19 protein-coding genes are annotated in these 16524 nt (G+C 70.2%); 14 read left to right on the top strand and 5 right to left on the bottom strand.

The window, feature by feature from the left end:
- Nucleotide 1: 1 nt before the first annotated feature.
- Genes ACIP89_RS16975 through ccsB form a run of 4 tightly spaced genes read left to right on the top strand, consistent with a single transcriptional unit; the run spans nt 2 to nt 4241 of the window.
- Nucleotides 2–610 (top strand): TlpA family protein disulfide reductase, encoded by a 609-nt coding sequence (locus ACIP89_RS16975; protein WP_401927379.1) that lies wholly within the window; start codon nt 2–4, stop codon nt 608–610.
- 4 nt (nt 611–614) lie between these two features.
- Nucleotides 615–1373 carry a cytochrome c biogenesis CcdA family protein gene (locus ACIP89_RS16970; RefSeq protein WP_401927377.1) on the top strand — a complete coding sequence of 253 codons (759 nt, stop codon included), beginning with the start codon at nt 615–617 and terminating at the stop codon, nt 1371–1373.
- Between the two features lie 7 nt (nt 1374–1380).
- Nucleotides 1381–3162, top strand: coding sequence for a cytochrome c biogenesis protein ResB (locus tag ACIP89_RS16965; RefSeq protein ID WP_402115476.1), 1782 nt, complete (start codon nt 1381–1383; stop codon nt 3160–3162).
- Nucleotides 3159–4241 (top strand): c-type cytochrome biogenesis protein CcsB, encoded by a 1083-nt coding sequence (gene ccsB / locus ACIP89_RS16960; protein ID WP_401927373.1) that lies wholly within the window; start codon nt 3159–3161, stop codon nt 4239–4241. The genes ACIP89_RS16965 and ccsB overlap by 4 nt, the downstream gene beginning before the upstream one ends.
- Nucleotides 4242–4309: 68 nt before the next feature.
- Here ccsB and ACIP89_RS16955 read toward each other — a convergent pair whose 3' ends face one another.
- The gene (locus tag ACIP89_RS16955) at nt 4310–6313 is read right to left on the bottom strand and encodes an aldehyde dehydrogenase family protein (RefSeq protein ID WP_401927370.1); all 2004 of its coding nucleotides are present in this window, start codon (nt 6311–6313) and stop codon (nt 4310–4312) included.
- A 137-nt stretch (nt 6314–6450) separates the two neighbouring features.
- Here ACIP89_RS16955 and ACIP89_RS16950 point away from each other — a divergent pair, with 137 nt between their 5' ends.
- Nucleotides 6451–6915 carry a MarR family winged helix-turn-helix transcriptional regulator gene (locus ACIP89_RS16950; RefSeq protein ID WP_401932233.1) on the top strand — a complete coding sequence of 155 codons (465 nt, stop codon included), beginning with the start codon at nt 6451–6453 and terminating at the stop codon, nt 6913–6915.
- 15 nt (nt 6916–6930) lie between these two features.
- On the opposite strand, the gene ACIP89_RS16945 is transcribed toward ACIP89_RS16950, so the two are convergent.
- Both ACIP89_RS16945 and ACIP89_RS16940 read right to left on the bottom strand, forming a co-directional pair.
- Nucleotides 6931–7335: a PLD nuclease N-terminal domain-containing protein gene (locus tag ACIP89_RS16945; RefSeq protein ID WP_401927365.1), complete on the bottom strand. Its 405-nt coding sequence runs from the start codon at nt 7333–7335 to the stop codon at nt 6931–6933.
- 73 nt (nt 7336–7408) lie between these two features.
- A complete protein-coding gene (locus ACIP89_RS16940) occupies nt 7409–8218 on the bottom strand; it encodes a class I SAM-dependent methyltransferase (RefSeq protein ID WP_402115473.1) in 810 nt (269 codons plus the stop codon).
- Between the two features lie 89 nt (nt 8219–8307).
- Between ACIP89_RS16940 and ACIP89_RS16935 the strand changes: the two genes are divergently transcribed.
- The 4 genes from ACIP89_RS16935 (at nt 8308) to mqnP (ending at nt 11893) form a co-directional block, all read left to right on the top strand.
- The gene (locus ACIP89_RS16935) at nt 8308–9042 is read left to right on the top strand and encodes a GntR family transcriptional regulator (protein WP_401927361.1); all 735 of its coding nucleotides are present in this window, start codon (nt 8308–8310) and stop codon (nt 9040–9042) included.
- Between the two features lie 37 nt (nt 9043–9079).
- Nucleotides 9080–9424 carry a hypothetical protein gene (locus ACIP89_RS16930; protein WP_401927359.1) on the top strand — a complete coding sequence of 115 codons (345 nt, stop codon included), beginning with the start codon at nt 9080–9082 and terminating at the stop codon, nt 9422–9424.
- 109 nt (nt 9425–9533) lie between these two features.
- On the top strand, nt 9534–10991 hold the full coding sequence (locus ACIP89_RS16925) for a menaquinone biosynthesis decarboxylase (protein ID WP_401927356.1): 1458 nt from the start codon (nt 9534–9536) through the stop codon (nt 10989–10991).
- The gene (gene mqnP / locus ACIP89_RS16920; RefSeq protein WP_401927354.1) at nt 10988–11893 is read left to right on the top strand and encodes a menaquinone biosynthesis prenyltransferase MqnP; all 906 of its coding nucleotides are present in this window, start codon (nt 10988–10990) and stop codon (nt 11891–11893) included. The genes ACIP89_RS16925 and mqnP overlap by 4 nt, the downstream gene beginning before the upstream one ends.
- Here the strand turns inward: mqnP and ACIP89_RS16915 are convergent.
- A complete protein-coding gene (locus ACIP89_RS16915) occupies nt 11829–12470 on the bottom strand; it encodes a rhomboid family intramembrane serine protease (protein WP_402115472.1) in 642 nt (213 codons plus the stop codon). The two genes, mqnP and ACIP89_RS16915, sit on opposite strands and share 65 nt — an antisense overlap.
- A 117-nt stretch (nt 12471–12587) precedes the next feature.
- Here ACIP89_RS16915 and ACIP89_RS16910 point away from each other — a divergent pair, with 117 nt between their 5' ends.
- Nucleotides 12588–13253, top strand: coding sequence for a UbiX family flavin prenyltransferase (locus tag ACIP89_RS16910; RefSeq protein ID WP_123525385.1), 666 nt, complete (start codon nt 12588–12590; stop codon nt 13251–13253).
- 11 nt (nt 13254–13264) lie between these two features.
- On the opposite strand, the gene ACIP89_RS16905 is transcribed toward ACIP89_RS16910, so the two are convergent.
- Nucleotides 13265–13399 carry a hypothetical protein gene (locus ACIP89_RS16905; protein ID WP_401927350.1) on the bottom strand — a complete coding sequence of 45 codons (135 nt, stop codon included), beginning with the start codon at nt 13397–13399 and terminating at the stop codon, nt 13265–13267.
- Between the two features lie 132 nt (nt 13400–13531).
- Here ACIP89_RS16905 and ACIP89_RS16900 point away from each other — a divergent pair, with 132 nt between their 5' ends.
- The 4 genes from ACIP89_RS16900 to ACIP89_RS16885 all read left to right on the top strand — a co-directional run bounded on the left by ACIP89_RS16900 (nt 13532) and on the right by ACIP89_RS16885 (nt 16292).
- Entirely contained in the window at nt 13532–13987 is a 456-nt protein-coding gene (locus ACIP89_RS16900) for an Lrp/AsnC family transcriptional regulator (RefSeq protein ID WP_073737182.1), read from the top strand.
- A gap of 78 nt (nt 13988–14065) precedes the next feature.
- The gene (gene mqnE, locus ACIP89_RS16895; RefSeq protein WP_073737183.1) at nt 14066–15229 is read left to right on the top strand and encodes an aminofutalosine synthase MqnE; all 1164 of its coding nucleotides are present in this window, start codon (nt 14066–14068) and stop codon (nt 15227–15229) included.
- 131 nt (nt 15230–15360) lie between these two features.
- Nucleotides 15361–15885, top strand: a complete 525-nt coding sequence (locus tag ACIP89_RS16890) for a GNAT family N-acetyltransferase (protein ID WP_401927348.1) — start codon at nt 15361–15363, stop codon at nt 15883–15885.
- 152 nt (nt 15886–16037) lie between these two features.
- Entirely contained in the window at nt 16038–16292 is a 255-nt protein-coding gene (locus ACIP89_RS16885; protein ID WP_401927346.1) for a DUF4229 domain-containing protein, read from the top strand.
- Nucleotides 16293–16524: the final 232 nt, after the last annotated feature.

The following is a 16524-nucleotide window of genomic DNA, read 5'->3' as shown; positions in this document are numbered from 1 at the left end:
CATGAGCCATGGCCGCGCACCCCGACGCCGCTTCACCCTGCTCGCCGCCCCCGCGGTGGCCGCCGCGCTCGCACTGACGCTGAGCGCGTGCGACTCCGGCAACAAGACCAGTGGCGGCGGCGACACGAACTTCGTCACGGGCAACAGCGGAATCTCCACCGCGGCCAAGGGGGAGCGCGCCGAGGCCCCGAAGCTCGACGGCAAGAGCCTGGACGGCAAGCAGCTCGACCTCGCGGACTACAAGGGCAAGATCGTCGTCCTCAACGCCTGGGGCTCGTGGTGCGCCCCCTGCCGACTCGAAGCGAAGTACTTCACCAAGGTGGCCAAGGCCACCGAGGAGCAGGGCGTCCAGTTCGTCGGGGTCAACACCCGCGACCCGGAACCGGCCCAGGCGGTCAGCTTCGAGAAGGACTTCGGCGTCACCTACCCGAGCTTCTACGACCCGACCGGCAAGCTCCTGCTGCGGTTCCCCAAGGGCACGTTCAAGCTCCAGTCCATCCCGTCGACCGTCATCATCGACCGGGACGGGAAGCTGGCCGCCCGGTACGTGGGCCCGCTCGACGACGTCCAGCTGCGCAAGATGCTCGACCCGCTGATCGCGGAGAAGTGATCAGGTGACCGCCCTCGCCGCCACCCAGAACGAGACGGTCCTGAGCGGGGCCCTTCTGGTCTCCCTGCCCATCGCCCTGCTCGGCGGGCTCGTCTCCTTCTTCTCGCCCTGCGTCCTGCCGCTCGTCCCCGGTTACCTCAGTTACGTGACCGGGGTCAGCGGCGCCGATCTGGCCGAGGCCAGACGCGGGCGGATGGTCGCGGGCGCCTCGCTCTTCGTGGCCGGATTCACCGCCGTGTTCGTCTCCGGCGGCGCGCTCTTCGGCTACTTCGGCGACACGCTCCAGGCGAACAGCGGCCCGCTCACCAGGGTCCTCGGCGTCCTGATGATCCTCATGGGGGTCTTCTTCATGGGCCTGATGCCGTGGATGACCCAGCGCGAGTTCCGCATCCACAAGAAGCCGGTGACCGGCCTGGTGGGCGCCCCGCTGCTCGGCGCGCTCTTCGGGATCGGCTGGACGCCCTGCCTCGGCCCGACACTCAGCTCGGTGAGCATCCTCGCGATGAACGAGGGCACCGCTGGACGCGGGGCGATACTGACCGTCGCCTACTGCCTCGGCCTCGGCATCCCGTTCGTGCTCGCCGCCGTCGCCTTCCGCAAGGCACTCGGCGCGTTCGGCTGGGTCAAGCGCCACTACGTCTGGGTGATGCGCATCGGCGGCGGGATGATGATCGTGACCGGGCTGCTCCTGCTGACCGGAGCGTGGGGCAGCATGATGCAGGAACTGCAGGGCTGGTCCGCCGGCTTCCAGGTGGGGATCTGAGTACCGAATGAGTAACACCAAGTCCAACCCGTCCCAGGAGCGCGAGCGTCCCGACGAGCGGGAGGTGCGCGCGGAGCGGGACCGGGAGACCGCCCGGGAGCTCGGCGCCGCCGGCTCCCAGCTCTCCACCGCCCCGCGCGAGGAAGCCCTGGCGAACCTGCCCGCCATGGGGATCATCGGCTGGGTCCGCTGGTTCTGGCGGCAGCTGACCTCCATGCGGGTCGCCCTGATCCTGCTCTTCCTGCTGTCGCTCGGCGCCATCCCCGGCTCGCTGATCCCGCAGAACAGCGTCGACGAACTCAAGGTGCAGACCTTCAAGGGCCTCCACACCACCGTCACGCCGATCTACGAGAAGCTCCAGTTCTTCGACGTCTACAGCTCGGTGTGGTTCTCCGCGATCTACATCCTGCTGTTCATCTCGCTCATCGGCTGCATCGTGCCGCGCACCGGCACCTTCATCGGCCAGCTGCGCAGCCGCGCGCCCGGCGCGCCCAAGCGGCTGACCCGGCTGCCCGCGTACACCACCTGGCGGACCGAGGCCGCACCGGAGGACGTCCGCGAGGCCGCGCGCGTGATGCTGCGCAAGCGCCGCTACCGGGCCCATGCCGACGGGGACGCGGTAGCCGCGGAGAAGGGCTATCTGCGCGAGGCCGGGAACCTGATGTTCCACATCGCGCTCATCGTGATGCTGGTGGCCTTCGCCTGGGGGCAGCTCTTCAAGTCCGAGGGCGCCAAGCTGGTCGTCGAGGGCGACGGGTTCTCCAACACGATCACCCAGTACGACGACTTCAAGTCCGGCTCCCTCTTCGACGAGGACTCGCTGGCCCCGTTCAGCTTCACCCTCGACAACTTCGTCGGCACGTACGAGCGCAGCGGCCCGCAGATCGGCACCCCCCGGACGTACGAGGCGCACGTGACGTACGCCGACGGCGCCTACGGCAAGCCGAAGAAGACCGTGATCAAGGTCAACGATCCGCTCGTCGTCGACGGTACGAAGGTCTATCTCAACGCCCACGGCTACGCGCCCGTCGTCTCCGTCAGGGACGGCCGGGGCAAGGAGGTCTACAAGGCCGCCGTGCCGCTGCTGCCCCTCGACAACAACGTCACCTCGTCCGGCGCGATCAAGGTGATGGACGGCTACCGCGACAAGAGCGGCAAGAAGGACCAGCTGGGCTTCCAGGCCTTCTTCGTGCCGACCTTCGCGGGCAACGGCAAGGGCACGATGTTCTCGCAGTTCCCGGCCGCCGACATGCCGGTGCTCGCGCTCAACGGCTACCACGGCTCGCTCGGCGTCGACTCGGGCCTGGCGCAGAACGTGTACCAGCTCGACAAGTCCAAGATGAAGGAGTTCAAGGACTCCAAGGGCAAGCAGCTCAAGCAGCGCCTCCTGGTCGGCGAGACGATGAAGCTGCCCGACGGGGCCGGCTCCATCAAGTTCGAGGGCATCCAGGAGTGGGCCAGCTTCCAGATCTCGGAGCAGCCCGCCAGCGGCTGGGCGCTCGTCGGAGCCATCGGCGCGATCGCCGGTCTGGCCGGCTCGCTGTTCATCCAGCGGCGCCGGATCTGGGTCCGTGCCGTGCGCGGCGCCGACGGCGTCACCGTCGTCGAGATGGCGGGGCTCGGCCGCAGCGAGTCCGCGAAGCTTCCAGAGGAGCTGGCCGATCTCGCGGTCACGCTCAACGCCGCGGCGCCCATGGCGCCCGGCCCCGACAACGACCCCGACACCGATCCGGACCCCGACGTCGTCGACGCGTCCTCCGCAGAACCTTCCGAAGGGGCTGAGAAGTGAATCTCGCCGCCGCAACCAACGAGAATCTGGCACACACCAGCAATGTGCTGATCTATTCGTCGATGGCCGTCTACACGCTGGCCTTCTTCGCGCACATCGCGGAATGGGTGTTCGGCAGCCGCAGCAAGGTGGGCCGCACCGCCGCCGCGCTGACCGCGCAGGAGGCCGCCGCCGCGACGGTGAAGGTCGAGGTCGCGCAGAAGTCCGGCGGTACCGCCGTACTGGACCGGCCGAAGATCGTCACCCGTTCCGCAGCCGGCTCCCGCGACGTCCCGGACGGGCCCGGCGCGGCCGGCGGCACGTTCAAGGGCGACCTGTACGGGCGGATCGCGGTCTCCCTGACCGTGCTGGCGTTCCTCGTCCAGGCCGGCGGGGTCATCGCCCGCGCGATGTCCGTGCAGCGTGCCCCCTGGGGCAACATGTACGAGTTCTCCATCACGTTCTCCGTGGTGGTGGTGGCCGCGTACCTGGTGCTGCTCGCGCTGAAGAAGAACGTCCGCTGGATGGGGCTGCTGCTGGTCACGGCCGTGCTGCTGGACCTCGGCATCGCGACCACCCTGCTGTACACCTCCAGCGACCAGCTGGTGCCCGCGCTGCACTCGTACTGGCTGTGGATCCACGTCTCCACCGCGATCATCTGCGGTGCGGTGTTCTTCATCGGCGGGGCCGGCACCCTGATGTACCTCTTCCGCGACAGCTACGAGAGCAAGCTCGCCAACGGCGGCCGGCCGGGCGCGTTCGCGGAGTCCGTGCTCTCCCGGCTGCCCGCCGCGTCGAGCCTCGACAAGTTCTCGTACCGGATCAACGCGGCCGTCTTCCCGCTGTGGACGTTCACGATCATCGCGGGCGCGATCTGGGCGGGCGACGCCTGGGGCCGCTACTGGGGCTGGGACCCCAAGGAGGTCTGGTCCTTCATCACCTGGGTGGCGTACGCCTGCTACCTGCACGCCCGCGCCACCGCCGGCTGGAAGGGCCGCAAGGCCGCCTACCTGGCGCTGATCGCCTTCGCCTGCTGGATCTTCAACTACTACGGCGTGAACATCTTCGTGACCGGCAAGCACTCCTACGCCGGAGTCTGACCGCCGGGCACCACGGCGACGGCCCGCACCCCCTTCCGCTCGGGGTGCGGGCCGTCGCGTTCGTCGCCTCAGGGCATCGGGGTGTCCAGGACCGCCTTGCGGTGGCTGAACGTCTCCAGCGAGTAGCGGCCGTGGTAGCTGCCCATGCCGCTCTCACCGACGCCGCCGAACGGCAGGTCCGAGACGGTCAGATGGGCCAGCGGCAGCCCGATGCCGACGGCGCCGGAGGACGTCTCCGCGACCAGCCGTCCGCGGACGGCGTCCGATCCGGTGAACGCGTACAGCGCCAGCGGCTTGTCCCGGTCGTTGATGAACGCGATGGCCTCGTCGAGGCCGTCCACCGTGACGATGGGCAGTACCGGCCCGAAGATCTCCTCCCGCATCACGGGCGCGTCCGGCGCCACGTCGGCCAGCACGGTCGGGGCGATGTACTTCGCGTCCCGGTCGTAGGTGCCGCCGGTCACGGTGCGGCCCGAGCCGAGGAGTCCGGTCAGCCGGTCGAAGTGGCGCCGGTTCACGATCCGGCCGTACTCCGGGTCCGTCGAGGCGTCCGCCCCGTAGAGCCCCTCGACGGCGGCGGCGAGCGCGTCCGCGAGGGCGGGGGCGGTCTCCGGGTCGGTCAGTACGTAGTCGGGGGCGACGCAGGTCTGGCCCGCGTTCAGGAACTTCCCGGCCGCCAGCCGTCCCGCGACCGCCTTCAGGTCCGTGTCCCGGTCGACGAAGACCGGCGACTTGCCGCCCAGTTCGAGGGTCACCGGGGTGAGGTTCTTCGCCGCCGCGGTCATCACGATCCGGCCCACCGTGCCGTTGCCGGTGTAGAAGATGTGGTCGAAGTGCTCACTGAGCAGCGCGGTGGTCTCGGGGACGGCGCCCTCGACGACGGCGACCGCGTCCTCGTCCAGATAGCGCGGCAGCAGCCGGGCCACGGCGGCGGAGGTCGCGGGCGCCAGCTCGCTCGGCTTGGCCACCACGGTGTTTCCGGCGGCCAGCGCGCCGACGACCGGGGCGAGCAGCAGCTGCACCGGGTAGTTCCAGGGCGCGATGACCAGGACGACGCCGAGCGGGTCCTGCACGGTGCGGGCCGTCGCCCCGCCCAGCCGGGCCGGTACGGGGGCGGGCTCGGGCCGCAGCCACTCGGCCAGGTGCTCCAGCGTGTGGTCGATCTCGCGGACCGTGAAGTCGATCTCGGTGCGGTAGGCCTCCTTGCGGCTCTTGCCGAGGTCGGCGTGGAGCGCGTCGGCCAGCTCGTCACCGCGTTCGGTGAGCAGCGCGCGGAGCTGCCGGAGCTGGCCGGTGCGCCAGTCGAGGCTCTTGGTGCGGCCGGTACGGAAGGTGGCACGGAGGCGGTCGACGGTCTCGGCCGGGGTCTCGGCGGGGGCGAGCGCGGCGACGATCTCCCGGGCGAGCTGCTCGGAGGAGGCCGGGTTCTGGCCGGTGTGCAGGGTGCGGTCGGTGACGGTGTGCGGGGCGAAGGCGGAGGCGGCGGTGTAGTCGGCGCCCAGCTGGACGAGCCGGTCCTCCAGCAGCCAGGGCGCCTTGTCGGCGAGCCCGCCGATGGACTCCTCGGCGTTGCTGAACCCGGTCATGCGGTAGCCGGCGAAGGGCCAGGAGCCGTCCTCGCGGCGGGCGGCGAGCAGTGCGGCCGGTGCGTGGCAGAGCACGCCGAGGTGCGTGCCGGCGTCGAGCGCGGCGGTCAGCAGCCGCCCGGAGAGCTCGCTCACGGCCAGGTCCTCCATGGGCCCGTGGCCGCCGGGGTAGAAGACGGCGTCGTACCGGTCGGGGCGGATGTCCTCCAGCCGGGCCGGGGCGCGCAGCTCGGGGCCGATCGAGCCGAGGTACGCGGCGACGGCGTCGGCCTGCGGCTGCCCGCCGTTGGCGGCGGCGGTCAGGCTGCCCGCGTCGGCGGTGGGGGTGACGCCGCCGGGGGTGGCGAGGGTGACGGCGTATCCGGCCTCGGTGAAGACCCGGTGCGGCGCGGCCAGCTCCTCGGCCCAGAACCCGGTGGGGTGGGTGGTGCCGTCGTTGAGGGTCCAGTGGTCGGCGCCGGTGAGAACGAACAGTACGGAGGGCATGGGGGGTACTCCCTGCAAAGCTGGCGAGCGGGTCTGGCTCAGAACTTGATATGCTCAAGCAATCCATTTCATGTAACTGCCAAATATTGAGCATGTCAAATAAATGCCGGCGGATGCCGATCGAAGGATGGCCGACCATGACCACCGAACCGACGCCCCGCGCCGACGCTGCTCCGGACGATCGGGCCGCCCCGGCCCCGGAAGACCTCCTGGAGCCACTGGCCCTCGTCGTGCGCGGCCACCACGACGACCTCACCGCCGTCGCCGCCCGCCACGGACTGTCCACCTCGCAGGCCCGCGCGCTGATCGCGCTCAACGAGCCGATGCCGATGAGCGCCCTGGCGGCTCATCTCGTCTGCGACGCGTCCAACGCCACCGGCCTCATCGGCCGCATGGAGACCCGGGGCCTGGTCGTCCGCGCCCCCGCCCCCGGCGACCGGCGCTCCAAGGTCGCGAGCCGCACCCCGGAGGGCACCGCGCTCGCCCACGCCATCCGCGCCGAGATGCGCGCCGTGCACGGCGCGCTCGAAGCGCTCACGCCGGAGGAGCGCACAGCACTGCTGCCCCTGCTCAACCGGCTGGGGCAGCTGCTGTACGCCTGATGATCCCGGAGCGCGTTACGGAGCGGGCGGCGCCGACTCCTCCGGACCCGCCCCGCTCTCCCGCCGCTTGAGCTCGTCCTCGCGGCGGCGCAGGTCCGCCTCCCAGTCCTTGAGGACCGCCTCGTCCCGCTTGTTCTCGTCCTTCAGCGACTTCAGGAAGTCGGGATTGTCGTCCGGCGCCACCCACCGGGAACGCCCGTTGCGGTGCCACTCGGAGGGCGTACGGCCGCCGGCCGGCACCTCGCGCACCTTGCCCGCGGCCAGCCACACGATCGGCCCGACGATCCAGAACAGCAGGATGATGAAGACCCAGGCGATCTTCGGCAGGTGCTTGGCCTCGTCCTCCGGGGTGTTCAGGCAGTCGATGAACGCGAAGATCGTCAGCGCCAGCGGCAGGAGGTAGATCAGGGCCCGGAGCATGGTGGAAGTTTCCCCCCGAGGAGAGTTGGCGGGGCAAAGCCCCGCCCCGGTGACGGGCCCAGGGTAACCGGTGTCAGTTACGCCCCACGGCGAGCAGGTGGGAACTGGCTGCGAGCAGGTCCGGGTACGGTTCGGCCATGCGGGCGGCCGCCAGCGCGGAGGCGAACATGCGCGATCCGGTGAGGGATTCCCGGGTGTGGCGCTCGGTCGCTTTCAGCAGCGCCCAGGTGGGGCCTTCGACGCCGTACACCCGGGTCCCGGTGAAGCCGGCTTCGCGCATCTCGGCCTCCAGCTCGGCACCTGTGTGGAAGTGCGCCTCGGTGAAGCCCTTCTTCCCGTCGTGCGAGCCGGTCGCGAGGATCTTGGTGATGCCCTCCTGGAGCGAGGCGCCGTCGAGGTGGGCGAGGGCGGTGTGCTCGAAGAGCGAGGCGTAGCGGTTGATGCCGGCCGCGGCGACCAGGCCCCCGGGCCGGACCACGCGACGGGCCTCCGCGAGAGCGGTCCTGCGGTCGGCGGCCTCGACGAGGTGGTAGAGGGGGCCGAGGAGCAGGACCACGTCGTACGAGTCGTCGGGCGCGCTCAGATCGCGGGCGTCACCCAGCTCGACGCTGCAACCGGATTCCCCGGCCTCGGTGACGTGGCGCTGGACGGGGTCCACGAGGTGCACGTGGTAGCCGTCCTCCGAGAGCCACCGTGCATGGGCTCCGGGACCGCCGCCGACGTCGAGCACGGATGCCGGGGCGGGCGGGAGGTGGCGGCGCAGGAGTTCCTGGGTCCGGACCATTTCCAGTACACCGTCGGCCGGGACGGAGAGCCGGTCGGCCTCGTTGATGGTGGAGGTGTAGAACTCGATGATTCCCGGCGGGACTTGGTGAGCCGTCATGAGGCGGTCCTGTTCCGGCAGAAGAACGTGGCGCGTGCATCCCTCGGCTAACCTAGCCGGTTGACCTGTCCAGTCACCAGGAGGCCGCTGTGCCGCAGTTGAAGTACGAGCAGATCGCCGAGTCCCTGCGCGTCAGGATCTCGGACGGCGACTTCGGGCCGGGAGACCTGCTTCCCTCCGGGCGGGATCTGTGCGAGCAGTGGTCGGTGTCGCGTGCCACCGTCATCAAGGCGATGGACGTACTGCGCGGGGACGGGCTGGTCGTCGCCCGGCAGGGGTCGGGTTTCACGGTGGTGGAGGTTCCCGTGGCCCGCATGGCGGGGCGACGGTCCGCCGGTTCGCCTCGCGTCTCCGGTGGGGGTCCGTTCCGGCGGCTGGGTGCGCCGGGGAAGGAGGAGCCGTCCGGCCGGGTGGCCGATGCGATGGGGATGGGCGCCGGGGTGCCCGCTCTCCGTCGCGACCGGCTGATGCTGCTCGACGACGGGTCTCCGCTGTCGCTGGTCACGGCGTGGTTTCCGGAAGAGATCGCGGACGCCTGCCCGAAGCTCTCCCAGAAGGGACCGATCCCGGAAGGGACGACCCACTACGTCGCGCGGACGCTCGGGAGGTCTCCGGCCCATGGAACGGACGTGACCTCGGTACGCCTCGCGTCCGCCGCTGAGGCCGAATGCCTGGGCCTCGGAACGCCGGCCGCGGTCGTGGTCGTCCTCCATGCGGCGAGCGACAGCGCCGGTGAGGTCCTGGTGTGCGAGGAGGGGGTAACCCCGGCGCACCTCTGGGAGCAGGTGGACAGCTACCCGATGGGTGGAAGAAGCGGCGAATAACTTGATTGGACCGGTCCACCGGTCCAATCTCGGTTTCATGAGCCCCTCAGAGCAACACGACGCCCTCCACGCCCGGTTACTGCCCTGGACCCGCCCCGACGGCGGACCTTGCTACCTGCGTACCGACGGCCATGGATACCTGTCGCGCGTGGCGGACCAGATGGAGGCCGTGCAGTTGGGGACGGGGGCCGAGGTCCTCGACTGCGCCCGGCCGATCATCGCCGCACCCGGAGCGGCTGTGGCGGAGCTCCGCTTCACCGCGTCACGGCTGGCCGAGTGCCTGACTGACGCCTTGCGGATTGCTGAGAGCAGGGGCGGACGGCTTCAGCGTGACCACGGCGACGGATGCTGCGCCGGGCCCAGCGAGGCGAGCGGGGCGTGAGTGCCGGGCCGGTCCGGCAGCCCGGCCGGTCCGGCAGCCGGGTCGTGGCAGGGCCCGAGGTGGGGGAGCCGTGGCGGGCGGCGGCGGGGAGGATGTCAAACTGGACAGCATGGCTTACGACGATCTTCGATCCCTCCTCCGGGCTCTGGAGCGCGAGGGCGAGCTCAAGCGCATCAAGGCCGAGGTCGACCCCTACCTGGAGGTCGGTGAGATCGTCGACCGGGTGAACAAGGCCGGCGGGCCCGCGCTGCTCTTCGAGAACGTCAAGGGCTCCTCGATGCCCCTGGCCATGAACGTGTTCGGCACCGACAAGCGGCTCCTCAAGGCCCTCGGGCTGAAGTCCTACTCCGAGATCAGCGACAAGATCGGCGGGCTGCTCAAGCCCGAGCTGCCGCACGGCTTCGTCGGCGTCCGGGAGGCCTTCGGCAAGCTCGGCACGATGGTCCACGTACCGCCGAAGAAGGTGAAGGCGGAGAACGCCCCCGTCCAGGAGGTCGTCCTCACCGGCGACGACGTGGACCTGGACCGGCTGCCCGCGCTCTTCACCTGGCCCAAGGACGGCGGATCGTTCTTCAACCTCGGGCTCACCCACACCAAGCACCCCGAGACCGGCGTGCGGAACCTGGGGCTCTACCGGCTCCAGCGCCACGACCGCCGCACCATCGGGATGCACTGGCAGATCCACAAGGACAGCCGCAACCACTACCAGGTCGCCGCCAGGCGCGGGGAGCGGCTGCCGGTCGCCATCGCGTTCGGGGCGCCGCCCGCGGTGACGTACGCCTCCACCGCGCCGCTGCCCGGGGACATCGACGAGTACCTGTTCGCCGGGTTCATCCAGGGCAAGCGCATCGAGATGGTCGACTGCAAGACCGTCCCGCTCCAGGTACCGGCCAACGCCGAGGTCGTCATCGAGGGCTGGCTGGAGCCCGGTGAGACGCTGCCCGAGGGGCCGTTCGGCGACCACACCGGCTTCTACACGCCGCAGGAACCGTTCCCCGCGCTGACCATCGACTGCGTGACCATGCGGAAGCGTCCGCTGCTCCAGTCGATCGTGGTGGGCCGGCCGCCTACGGAGGACGGGCCGCTGGCCCGGGCCACCGAGCGGTTCTTCCTGCCGCTGCTCAAGATCATCGTGCCGGACATCGTGGACTACCACCTGCCCGAGTCCGGCGGATTCCACAACTGTGCGATCGTCTCGATCGACAAGAAGTACCCGAAGCACGCCCAGAAGGTGATGAGTGCCATCTGGGGCGCGCACATGATGTCGCTCACCAAACTGATCGTCGTGGTGGACTCGGACTGCGACGTCCACGATCTGCACGAGGTGTCCTGGCGGGCGCTCGGGAACACCGACTACGCGCGGGACCTGACCGTGGCCGAGGGGCCCGTCGACCACCTCGACCACGCCTCCTACCAGCAGTTCTGGGGCGGCAAGGCCGGGATCGACGCGACGAGGAAGTGGCCCGAGGAGGGCTACACCCGGGACGGGGGCTGGCCGGACATGGTCGAGTCCGACCCGGAGACCTCCGACCGGGTCACGCGACGCTGGAAGGAATACGGACTGTGAGTGCCTCCGCCGCTGCCGTGCCGCAGCCCCGCAGCAAGCCCCGCGCGTTCCTGCGGCTCGTCATGATCGAGCACTCCGTCTTCGCGCTGCCCTTCGCCTACATCGCCGCCCTCACCGCGATGTTCCACGACGACGAGTCGATCCACTGGGTCACCCTGCTGCTCGTCACCGTCGCCATGGTCGGGCTGCGCACCTTCGCGATGGCCGCGAACCGGATCATCGACCGGGAGATCGACGCCCGCAACCCCCGCACCGCCGGCCGTGAGCTGGTGACCGGCGCGGTCTCCGTGCGCTCCGCGTGGACGGGGGCGCTCATCGCCGTGGCCGTCTTCCTCGGTGCGGCGGCGCTGCTCAACCCGCTCTGCCTGGCGCTGGCGCCGCTCGCGGTGATCCCGATGGTCGTCTACCCGTACGGGAAGCGGTTCACGAACTACCCGCACGCGATCCTGGGTCTCGCCCAGGCCATCGGGCCGGTCGGCGCCTGGCTGGCGGTGACCGGGAGCTGGTCGTGGGACGCGGTGATCCTGGGGCTCGCCGTCGGCATCTGGATCGGCGGCTTCGACCTGATCTTCGCCTGCCAGGACGTGCAGGCGGACCGGGCGCACGGGGTGTTCTCGGTCCCGGCCCGGTTCGGCGTGCCGGCCGCGCTGTGGGGCGCGCGGGTCTGCCACGTGGTGACGACCGGGCTGCTGGTCTGGTTCGGACTGGCCACGGGGGCGGGGCTCTTCTACTGGATCGGCATGGCCGTCGTCGCCGTCGCCTTCGTGTACGAGCACCGGGTGGTGCGGCCGCACGATCTGTCGCGGCTGAACCGGGCGTTCTTCTCGGTGAACGGGTTCATCGGAATCGCCCTGTTCGCGTGTGCCCTGCTGGATCTGCTGGTGCGGGGCCTGACGGTCTGAGCGGCCGGGCGCCCCGGCGCAGGACGAACGCGGCGAGCGCGCCGCCGGCCAGTCCGAAGAGGTGGCCCTGCCAGCTGACGCCCGGATCGGTCGGCAGGACGCCCTGGAGCAACGAGCCGTACACCGCGGCGACGAGCACGCCGATGACCACGTCCAGCGGGCGGCGGTCCACGAAGCCGCGCACCAGCAGGTAGCCGAAGAGGCCGAAGACCACGCCCGACGCGCCGAGCGTGACCGTGTGCGCCGGGGCGGTGAGCCATACACCGAGGCCGCCGGCCAGGATCACGGTGAGCACCACGCCCGCGAAGCGGCGCAGACCGCTCAGCGCGGCGATGAAGCCGAGGACCAGCAGCGGGACGCTGTTCGACGCGACGTGCGCCCAGCCGCTGTGCAGGAAGGCGGCGGGCACGATGTCGAGCAGCTCGCCCGGCTCGCGCGGGCTGATCCCGTGACCGTCCAGGCTGTGGCCGGTCGCGAGGTCGATGCCCTCCAGCACCCAGAGCAGCCCGACCCAGCCCAGCATGACCGTGCCCGCCGCGAGGGCACGGGCTCCGGCCGTCATGCGCGTGCCGGTCATGGAACGCCCCCCTTCATACGTCGCGACGTATTCACACCTCGCAACGCACGGAGCCCCTGGCTCGGTTCCGAGTGGTGCGTGCCGGATAGGCTCGGTTCTGTGGATTCCGGGATTTCAGTGAGTCAGCAGCAGCGACAGCCTTGGATTGTCGGGGTTTCGGGCGCTTCGGGCACACCATTCGCCGCCGCGGTGCTGCGTGGTCTGCTGGCCGCGGGGGAGAGCGTCGATCTGGTGGTGAGCAGGGCGTCGCGCCTGACCCTGCTGGACGAGACCGGGATCGCGTTCCGCGACGCGCACTGGCAGGAGGACCTGCGCGGCTGGCTGGCGCGGGGCGCGGACGGCAAGCCGCACACCTTCGACGTGGACGTGTCCGGCGTACGGCACTGGGCGGCGGGCGATCTGGCGGCCGGGCCGTCCTCGGGGTCCTATCCGGCGAAGGGGATGCTGATCGTCCCGGCCTCGACGGCGTGCGTGGCCGGGGTGGCGCTCGGGCTCTCGAAGGACCTGCTGCAGCGGGCCGCGAGCGTGACGCTCAAGGAGCGGCGGAAGCTGGTCGTCGCGGTGCGCGAGACCCCGCTCAGCGGCCAGACGCTCAAGGCGCTGGTGGCCCTGGACGAGGCGGGCGCGGTCGTGCTGCCCGCCTCTCCGGCGTTCTACGCGGGTGCGACGCACATCCAGGATCTGGTGGATTTCGTCGCGGGGCGGGTGCTGGACGCGGCAGGGGTGCCGCACCAGCTGTACCGCCGCTGGGAGGGAGAGCTCGGTGGAGGCTCCCGTGGCTGATCCGGGCGGGGTCAGCGCTTCTTGGACGCGCGCGGGGTGCGGGTCCGGTCGACCCGGTGGGCGGCGGCGGGCTGATGGGCACGCGAGCGGTTGGCCAGGTCCTGCAGCTCGCGCATCCGGGCGTAGGCCATCTCGATCGTGTACACGGTGTTTTCACTCCTGAAGATTCGAAAGCGTTTTTTGGATGTTCGGGAAGATTTGCAGGCTCCGAAGCCTGCGTGCCTTAGATTCTACACATAGACTCGCGATACTGCTGATTAATGGAAGGTTCCATTCACATGGACGCGGTGGACAGGCAGCTCATCCAGGCCCTCAGGGAGAACGGCAGGGCCTCGTACGCCGAGCTGGGCCGGCTCGTCGGGCTCTCCGGGCCCAGCGTCACCGACCGCATCAACCGGCTGGAGTCCGCCGGAGTCATCACCGGCTACCGCGCCACCGTCGACGCGGCCTCGCTGGGGCTCGGCGTCACGGCCCTGATCGGCATCTCGCTCTCCGACGCCGCGGACCACGAGGACGTCGCGCACCGGCTGAAGGACCTCGCCGAGATCGAGGACGCCTGGTTCATCGCGGGGGACGACTCCTACATGCTCAAGGTGCGCGTCGGTGACGTGGACGGTCTGGAGAAGACCATCCGCCGGCTCAGCGGCACCCGGGGCGTCTCGCGCACCCGCACCACGATCGTGCTGTCCACCAAGTGGGAGAACCGGGTCGGCGAGCTGCCGGAAGAGGGCTGACGGGGGGTCCGCGGGGCGCGCCCGGCGGGGGAGTACGGTGAGCGAAGTCTGTTACGTAGAGAAATGGGAGGCGCCCTAGTGGACGCGGGACTCAAGCGCGAGCTGGAGCAGAAGGTCCGGGCCGGCGAGCGGCTGACCCGCGAGGACGGGATCGCGCTCTATGAGTCCGACGACCTCGCCTGGCTCGGCGGTCTGGCCCATGAGGTGCGTACGCGCAAGAACGGCGACGTCGTCCACTTCAACGTCAACCGCCACCTCAACATGACGAACGTGTGCACCGCGTCCTGCGCGTACTGCTCGTTCCAGCGCAAGCCGGGCGAGAAGGACGCGTACACGATGCGCATCGAGGAGGCCGTCCGCCTCGCGAAGGCGATGCAGGGCGAGAACCTCACCGAGCTGCACATCGTCAACGGGCTGCACCCCACCCTGCCGTGGCGCTACTACCCGCGTTCGCTGAGCGCGCTGAAGGAAGCGCTGCCGGAGGTCTCCCTCAAGGCGTTCACCGCCACCGAGATCCACCACTTCGAGACCATCTCCGGGCTCTCCGCCTCCGAGATCCTCGACGAGCTGATCGACGCCGGTCTGGAATCGCTGACCGGCGGCGGCGCGGAGATCTTCGACTGGGAGGTCCGGCAGCACATCGTGGACCACGCCACCCACTGGGAGGACTGGTCGCGGATCCACCGGCTCGCGCACGAGAAGGGTCTCAAGACCCCGGCGACGATGCTGTACGGGCACATCGAGGAGCCCCGGCACCGCGTCGACCACGTGCTGCGGCTGCGTGAGCTCCAGGACGAGACCGGCGGCTTCCAGGTCTTCATCCCGCTGCGCTACCAGCACGACTTCGTGGACATGAAGGACGGCAAGGTCCGCAACAAGCTCCAGGCGCGGACGACGATGGCGACCGGCGCGGAGGCGCTCAAGACCTTCGCGGTCTCCCGGCTGCTCTTCGACAACGTCCCGCACGTCAAGGTCTTCTGGGTGATGCACGGCGTGCAGACCGCCCAGCTCGCGCTCCAGCACGGCGCGGACGACATGGACGGCTCGGTCGTCGAGTACAAGATCACGCACGACGCGGACAACTACGGCACGCCCAACAAGCTCGGCCGCGAGGACCTGCTCGACCTGATCCGTGACGCCGGCTTCCGTCCCGTCGAGCGCAACACCCGGTACGAGATCCTCCGCGAGTACCCGGGCCCGGACGCGGACCGGCGCGAGTCGCCGCAGCCGATGCGGGTCTGACCCGGCGCGCGCCCCGGGCGCGCGCAGGGCTGTACTGCTCCACGAAAGCTCCGGCCGCCGTCCCCGGCCGGAGCTTTCTCGCGTTTCGGACGGGGATTGAGCGCAGCATCCGTAATGGTTAATCTGCGTGTATGACGCTTACCTTCGAGCTGGACCCTTCCTTCGACAGGCCCCTGCGGGACGGCATCACCGCGCTCTGGGCCGATGTGTCCAACGCCGGCGGCGCGGTGGGCTTCGTGCCGCCGGTCACGGCCGAGGACGTCCGGCCCGAACTGGTCAAGCACCTCACCGCCATCACCGAGGGGCGCACCCGGCTCCTCGTCGGTTACGACGAGGAGGGCGCCGTCGCCGCCACCGCGTTCCTGACCCGCAACACGCACCGGCTGATGTCGCACTGGGTCTGGCTCTACACGGTGATGGTCCACCCCCGCCACCAGGGCCGGGGCTTCGGCCGCGACCTGATGGCCGCGGCCGCCGACGCCGCGCGCTCCATCGAGGGCATCGAGGCCATCCGGCTCACCTGCCGGGGCGGCACGGGCGCCGACCGCTTCTACGCCGCCTGCGGCTACAAGGAGGTCGGGCGGGTGCCGGGGGCGATCCGGGTGGCCGACGGGGACGACCGCGACGACATCATCATGCTGCTGCCGCTCGGCTGAGAGCGGCGGCGGCCCGCCGGGCGGCCTCTTGGCGGAGCCCTCCGAACCGCTCGATTACGGGGCATGCTTCACTGGACCGGCAGGACTGTCACGTAGAGAGAAGGCGAGCTGTGTCCGCTGCAAAGCCGAGCGCAATGATCCGGTACACCGCGATGCGCCTCAGTATCTTCGTCGGCTGCTTCGCGCTCGCCGCCGTGGCCGTCAACTACGGACTGCTGCCCTCCGGAGCGGGGGGCTCGAACGTCATCTGGGTCATCCTGCTCGCCCTCGTGCTCTCCGCGCCGCTCAGCTACGTGCTGCTGCGCAAGCAGCGCGACGAGATGTCCGAGCAGATCGTCTCCAAGGTCGACCGGACCAAGGCCCGCCTTGAGGCGAACCGGACCCGCGAGGACAGCGTCACCCAATAAGGGACAGGCAGAGACAGGCAGGCGCAGGCGGGGACAGCAAGGGACAGTAAGGGAAATGTAAGCTCCCTCACACCCGTACCAAATCTTCCCGAAGCCCCAGCGCCGGAGCGAACGCTCCGGTACTGGGGCTTTCGCTTTGCCCCAGGGCCGGTTGGGGATTTCGCGGGCCGCTCGCGGGCTCCGCCGGGGGTGTGCGGGGCGCAGTCTCATACCAAAGAAGACCTTTGAGGTT

The organism is Streptomyces sp. NPDC088730 (genome assembly GCF_044751215.1).
Lineage (GTDB): Bacteria > Actinomycetota > Actinomycetes > Streptomycetales > Streptomycetaceae > Streptomyces.
The sequence above is the reverse complement of the archived record's forward strand: the minus strand, read 5'-3'. Positions and strand labels throughout refer to the sequence as shown.